At 41.6% G+C, this 6,564-nt stretch carries 8 protein-coding genes; 5 read left to right on the top strand and 3 right to left on the bottom strand.

Annotated features, from left to right (window positions below):
• The first annotated feature begins 305 nt into the window (after window positions 1–305).
• The 4 genes from E1163_RS24025 to E1163_RS24010 all read left to right on the top strand — a co-directional run bounded on the left by E1163_RS24025 (window position 306) and on the right by E1163_RS24010 (window position 3,469).
• The gene (locus tag E1163_RS24025; protein WP_155175131.1) at window positions 306–608 is read left to right on the top strand and encodes a DUF3817 domain-containing protein; all 303 of its coding nucleotides are present in this window, start codon (window positions 306–308) and stop codon (window positions 606–608) included.
• Between the two features lie 281 nt (window positions 609–889).
• Window positions 890–1,798, top strand: coding sequence for a sensor histidine kinase (locus tag E1163_RS24020; RefSeq protein WP_155175129.1), 909 nt, complete (start codon window positions 890–892; stop codon window positions 1,796–1,798).
• 111 nt (window positions 1,799–1,909) lie between these two features.
• Window positions 1,910–2,485, top strand: coding sequence for a helix-turn-helix domain-containing protein (locus E1163_RS24015; RefSeq protein ID WP_155175127.1), 576 nt, complete (start codon window positions 1,910–1,912; stop codon window positions 2,483–2,485).
• Window positions 2,486–2,515: 30 nt separating this feature from the next.
• Window positions 2,516–3,469: a hypothetical protein gene (locus tag E1163_RS24010; protein WP_155175125.1), complete on the top strand. Its 954-nt coding sequence runs from the start codon at window positions 2,516–2,518 to the stop codon at window positions 3,467–3,469.
• Here E1163_RS24010 and E1163_RS24005 read toward each other — a convergent pair.
• Window positions 3,464–3,922, bottom strand: coding sequence for a hypothetical protein (locus tag E1163_RS24005; protein WP_155175123.1), 459 nt, complete (start codon window positions 3,920–3,922; stop codon window positions 3,464–3,466). The genes E1163_RS24010 and E1163_RS24005 overlap by 6 nt on opposite strands.
• Window positions 3,923–4,467: 545 nt before the next feature.
• Here E1163_RS24005 and E1163_RS24000 point away from each other — a divergent pair.
• Window positions 4,468–5,097 (top strand): deoxynucleoside kinase, encoded by a 630-nt coding sequence (locus tag E1163_RS24000; RefSeq protein WP_155175121.1) that lies wholly within the window; start codon window positions 4,468–4,470, stop codon window positions 5,095–5,097.
• A 67-nt stretch (window positions 5,098–5,164) separates the two neighbouring features.
• Here E1163_RS24000 and E1163_RS23995 read toward each other — a convergent pair whose 3' ends face one another.
• Together E1163_RS23995 and E1163_RS23990 are read right to left on the bottom strand one after the other, a co-directional pair.
• Window positions 5,165–6,064: a DUF5777 family beta-barrel protein gene (locus tag E1163_RS23995; protein ID WP_246223859.1), complete on the bottom strand. Its 900-nt coding sequence runs from the start codon at window positions 6,062–6,064 to the stop codon at window positions 5,165–5,167.
• A 13-nt stretch (window positions 6,065–6,077) separates the two neighbouring features.
• Window positions 6,078–6,564 (bottom strand): YceI family protein (locus tag E1163_RS23990; RefSeq protein ID WP_246223858.1); only part of this gene is annotated, 487 nt, incomplete at its 5' end.

The following is a 6,564-nucleotide window of genomic DNA, read 5'->3' as shown; positions in this document are numbered from 1 at the left end:
TGAACTGGAGAAACTGCCCGAAGTGAAAAAATGGGAAGTTGACCTTCAAAGCCAGGACAAGGTACTGACAGTGGAAGCAACGGACAGCAATGCTCAGCAAAAAGTGGTAGATGCCTTAAAAACGGCAGGCTACGTTGGTGAGCCTCAACATTAGCCTACTATAAAAGTCCCGAGGGAACAAGATTTTATACTCCCGGGACTTTTATTTTCGTAAAATGAAATTATTTGTTTCCCTCTCTGGTTTAATTCACCGTTAGACATAATCTTTACACCTGTATTATCAGGACTCACAAACTATCACACACATGTTAAAGACCAATATTAACAGACTGAGGGTACTCGGCTTTTTAGAAGGTATCAGTTACCTGCTTTTATTAGGTATCTGTATGCCGCTCAAATACATGATGGACATCCCGGAGCCCACGTCATACGTAGGCATGGCTCACGGCGTATTGTTCATAGCCTACTGCCTTTGGGTGGTCATCGTAGCTGCTGAGCTGAAATGGGGCTTTAGCAAGATCTTTTGGGCTTTGGTAGCCTCACTCCTCCCCTTCGGCACATTTGTAGCCGATGCCCGTTTGTTTAAGCCGGAGGAAGTAAAGCGGTAAGTTGTAGAATTTAGTGGTTTTGGTCTATAGTATTGGGGAAGCAAAATTGGGTTTAGTTGAGCATACGTTCTAAACCTGCAATCAGAATAATTACATGCACCCTTAACGCAAGTATGCATTTCCATTCTACTCAAATATACTCCTGATTATCGCTAGAATGATCAGGAAGGAAAAACCTAAATACCTTATTCCTTTTTTTAACCACTAAATATTACATTTCCTTATTTATGTTATGAGTACTCTTAATTTTACATTTCGCGAAAAGATAAGAGTTACTAAGAATGCCCCAAATCAGACCTTCGGCCAGAGTCGCCATTATTTATTTTATTGTAGGTGTTTTATGGATTTTGGTTTCTGATAGTATTGTAAGCTTTTTTATTGATGACAAAAAGGTAATCCTTGAGGTTCAGATGTTTAAGGGATGGTTTTTTGTGGTTATTTCATCCTTGCTCATATTCAGCCTCAGTGCTCACTACAACAGGCACCTCAACAATAAGATCCTTGAATTAAAAAATGCCAATGAGGACCTGAAACTGTTTTTCTACAAAGCCTCGCATGACCTGAGGGGGCCCATAAAATCTATCCTTGGGCTCACCAACATCATAGACCTATACCTCCGCACCGGAGAGCTACCCACAGCGATCAACCATATAGAGCTGTCCGCAAAAAAAGCCGATCATCTGATCCACGACCTTGAACAACTGACCAATATCATTGAAGGGCCACTGCAGGTCGCCCCGATAAATTTCCCTGCCCTGATCAAAAAGATTATCAAAAATCAGTATCAAAATCATCACGACCTGATAGACAAGGTGAAATTCACCTCAGAAATGGATGTAGAGCACTATGAATCCAACCCTTACCTCGTTGAACTGGCACTGGAAAAGGTGCTGGAAAATGCCATCTTATTTACTGCACCCTACCAGAAAGACCCTCAGATCGAAACCCGTGTAGAGGCTGTAAAGGATGGCGTACAGGTGAGCATAAAAGATAATGGTATAGGGGTGGATGACATCCAGGTAAGTAAGATCTTTGATATGTTTTACCGGGGCTCGGAAGCATCAAAAGGCAGTGGCTTGGGACTGTACATAGCCAAAATGGCTATAGAAAGACTGAACGGCAGTATATGGGTTAAAAGCACCTACAGAAAAGAAAGTACATTTACTATTTTCTTACCAAAAGCTGCATAATAGGAACAATAATGCACATTATGACATAAATGCCGTAGAGTTGTCGTAAAAAAGCCGTACTTTCAAAGGAGTCCATCCGCTACATTTGCTGGTGTAAGTTTTAAGGGAAACATGATGTCAACAGCAGAAAAAATAATCAGTATCAGAAAGCGCAAAGGACTCTCCCAGGAAGAGCTGGCAGAAAGTGCCGGGGTCAATCTCCGCACCATCCAGCGCATCGAAAAAGGTGAGAACATCCCTCGCGGTCATACGCTTAATGCCATAGCCGGTTCCTTGGACGAGCCTGTTGAAAATTTGCTGGAATCCGGCAAAAAGGAAGACAAACATTTCCTCCGGATGCTTAACCTGTCGGCATTAACCTTTGTATTGTTTCCGCTGCTCAATGTAGTCTTGCCTACTGTACTTTGGATCAACAAAAAGGATCAAGTACTCCACGCCGCTGAGGTTGGCAGAAGTGTCATCAGTTTTCAGATCATGTGGACCATAGCCAGTTTTGTGGCTTTCCTGCTGGTGTTGCTTACACAGCTTATTAGCAAATACCATTACGGCACAGAACCGGGGCTGGGGATATTTTATGTATTTGCCATTGCCTATATCATTAATATCACCATGATCTTCTATGCCGCTATTCAGCTAAAGAAAGGCAACTACAAAACCTTGTTTCCCTTTAGGTTCAGGATCATTTAGTCCTTTTGTAAATTTCAATTTCTTACTACTATGGGATGGATTAAAAAAAGTTTAATCGCACTACTTTCATTGCTTATTTTAAGCGGTATAGGAGGTTATTTGTATGTTAAAATCAAGTTTCAACCTCCTCCAAACCAAATCCATACTGCTCCTGGAGAGTACAATGTGCCTCTTACATGGCAGGCAGACAGTACCAATGCCTATGCTGCTTTGCTCATACCAGTGCAGCTTCCTGGGTGCGATCATAATTTCTTTATGCAACTGGATACAGGGGCTCCTTACTCCGTTTTTTACAAAAGCAAATTGATGGCTATAAGCGAGCGATGTAAAGTCCCCATGCATGAAGAAGCAGAGAGGCTAGAGAAGTTTACTTTTAACCTGGCAGGTTTACAGGTTCAAGCCCATACCATTAAAATGATGAAGCATGGCTCCGATGAAATTAACTGGGAGGACGGAGCGATCAATATTATCGGTACTGCCGGTACTGATATACTTGAAAATAAAATAGTAGTGATCGATTACCGGAAGCAATTCATACTACTGGCCGATACCCTGCCTTTATATTTACAGAATACCCCCATAGCTTTTGATAAACTGAATTTTGAAGGGCGCAGGATCATGCTTCCGGCTTCCATAAACGGCAACAAAACCACCTTGATGTTCGATACAGGCAGTAGTGCTTTTGCCTTATTGACCAGCAAAGGTCAATGGAGTGAATTACGAACTCCGGAAGGCGATGTCCGGTCATTTCCGGTGACCTCCTGGTCAAATACATTAACCGCTTACCAAGCAAACTCAATGGCAAAGGTAAAATTTGCAGATACAGCCATAACCCTCGGTACTGTCACCTACATCGAGGGTATGAGCTCTTTTCAGCGACTGTTGATGTCACTTTCAGGTATGGGAGGCATGGTCGGCAATAAACTTTTCATTGAACATACCATCATACTCGACCTTGAATCGGACAGGTTCGCCGTACTATGAATTATTGTTTTGTCCCAGCAGGTGTTGTAACTTTTCGCTTTCCACTACCTCTTCGGTGATGGCAAATATTTCTTTTTTCAGGTTCCTGTGCGATTTTACATAATCTGCGACATCCTCCTCAAGTTGGGCGTGTTCCTCTCTGAATGCCTGCTCGTTGTGTACAAACGGGTTCTCAATCATATCTTTGATATGCTTCATGTGCCTGGCAATTGTGTCTAAAAGATCATTTTTAAAGCGCTCGCATACCTGCAGTTTTTCTGAGACCTGACGGACCTGCTCTATATTGTCAGGTAATGTGAGCCAAATGGAGTACCTATCCACCAGGTGTTTCAAAAATTTGGTCTCATCATGATAAAAGCAAAGGTCTGATTTCCAATGATCGGTGATTATATAAAGCTGTTCCCAACTTGCTTGATTGAAAAAGTCGCTTTTGAGTTGCATTCGTAGTTCCATATCCGTTACCCGTTTTAGTACCTTGTAAATTGTTGTTACGAAACTATCCCTTTAAGCACCTCTTTCCGATGACTTAAATTATCGCAACAACTGATTTATAACAGCTTTTGATCATAAGAATTGAGATAATACCTGTGTGTAAGTTTTTGTTTGGTGAAGACTGTTTCAATTGATCCAACCCACATTATGTAAAGGTTTATCAAACCCTTAAAGAGAATAAGTCCTCACTATCTATAAAAATACAATTTGTTTAAGCCTTTCGCAATAAGAATCTTACGCGAGGCTTTTAAATCAGAATCGCTTTCCTGACTCAACCTTTACCTTAAAATTATCTGATAGTCAAACATATAACACATCCGTAATACAAATAAACTATACTATACGGATAGTAGTGATACCTTTGAACCATAGTAAAGACTTCTTCATAAGGGTGCTTTAATAAGGTTATTGCCCCAGGGCCGGCTGGTTACCGGCCTTTTTTTATTTTTATTTTTTCCTTAACCCGTGAAGTAATACTTTTGCCCTCCCAAATTTTATTTTTTCTCATGCACATAGCTATTTGCGGCAACATTGGTTCCGGAAAAACAACCCTTGCAAAAATGCTTTCCCGCCACTACGGATGGGAGGCCGAACTCGAATCGGTAGAAGACAATCCCTATCTGGCAGATTTCTATGAAGACATGCACAGATGGGCCTTTCACCTGCAGATATACTTCCTTAACAGCAGGTTTTCGCAGGTAAAGAAAATCCGTGGTAATTGGAAGTCAACCGTTCAGGACAGGACGATCTACGAGGATGCTTACATCTTTGCCAACAACCTGTACCGCTCCAATTACATCAACGATCGCGATTACCACAGCTATCTTACACTGTTTGAATCCATGTTGCAGCATGTGGAAGCCCCGGACCTGCTGATCTACCTTAAGGCTGATATTCCCAAACTGGTGAGCCAAATCCAGAAGAGAGGCAGGGATTATGAAAATGCCATCAGGCTTGACTATCTGAAAAACCTAAACCAGCGCTATCAGGAGTGGATTGGCAGTTACGACCTCGGTAAGATATTGATCGTGGATGTAAACAATATGGATTTTGTAGCCAACCAGGAAGACTTTGCCAACATAGTAAGCAAAATAGATGTAGAACTGCACGGCTTGTTCAGCGATAAAAAAGACTAAAAAACAAACCACTCATGGTGCCTGAATACAACCGTGAGTGGTTTGAAAACTTATACTACAAAAAAACTTACCAGCCTGCTTCTTTCTGCTTCTTCTCTCCTAACTGAAAAGTCCTTGAAATATTAAAGCCAAAGTGAATATCACCATCAAAAAAGTCGTCATTGGTTTCTGTAATGAATGACCTCTCTATAGCAGTGATGGAATTGGTGAAGTGCAACTGGAATACGTGCCCACCAGTCTCAATATCAAAACCAACCGCTATGGAATTTTTGTAAATGCTGTTTTCCGGCGGATTGATCCTATAATAATACTCGGCATTAAAGGCCAACCTTTGCGTTAACTTGACACGTCCTCCTACGCCAATAGCTATCTGATCATTATCATCAAAAATCTCCACCCTGTTTTTATGTACAAAAGTAGGCATCACCTGCAACGACAAGTTGCTGCTAAACTTCCTGGCAATCAACAATTGGCTTACCGTGGCCAGCCTGTCGTTGAAAGAATATGTAGGGTCATCCTCTTCTTTGGGAGTAGTTTTAACGGCAAGGCTGTTAAACAATATCATACTCACCGGAGCACCATTAGTAGCCTGCCTGATAAACTTATATTTGACGAAGGCATCATAGCTTTTATCGAAAGAGCTTCTGCCTACTCCCAGGTTCAGGTTATCAGTTATACCATATTCAAGGCCCAGCCTGATATTGGCGTTGTCTAGTCCGTATAGGTTATGTCCGCCCGAATTAATCCTGCCGAACCTGTGGCTGATCAGAAATTCAAGCGCCTTTTTATGTTTGGTTTCTACAGAATGCCCCAGTATCACCCGCGAACCTTTGAAGGTGGCAGAAGTATATTGTTTCCCTTCAGGCTCATCCACAAGATCCATTAAATCGTCCTGAGCTATTAGCGGTAAGTTAATAGTCATAGCAAAGGCAGCTATGAAGAGATAGAATGCAAGTCTAAAATTCATTGTTTTGTCTTCCTTAAATTGGTTTATAGATAAAGTTGATGGTCACCTCCACTTCCTCGGCGATATTCTGCCAAAGCACCTGGGGTATTTTTACTTTGTAGTCTTCCAGGCGTACAGGAAACACACTATTAAGTTGGAGCTTACCGTCCTTATACTCCATCACGCCGTCAACATTTATCGTTCTTGTCACCCCATGGATGGTCATGTCGCCTTTAGCAGTTACCTTCTGGTTTGCCTTTCCCTTCTCATAGTTAAGCACCTCTCCTTTGAATATAGCCTTAGGATATTTTTCTGACTCCATATAATTTTCATTAAAATGCTCCTGCATCAATGATTTGTCAAACTTGAATGAGGTAATGGGAATGGAAAAAACGATCTGCTTGCTCTCCTCATCAAATACACTTGAACCATCCTTATTATCGGCGGCAATGTTTTCCAATGTGGCTTCCGAAAAGAATTTGACATAGCTCTCAACAGATTTATACTTCTGCCCATAGGCC

The sequence above is a fragment of the Fulvivirga kasyanovii genome (assembly GCF_009711405.1).
GTDB classification, from domain to species: Bacteria; Bacteroidota; Bacteroidia; order Cytophagales; family Cyclobacteriaceae; genus Fulvivirga; species Fulvivirga kasyanovii.
This window is presented reverse-complemented; position numbering and strand designations above follow the sequence as displayed.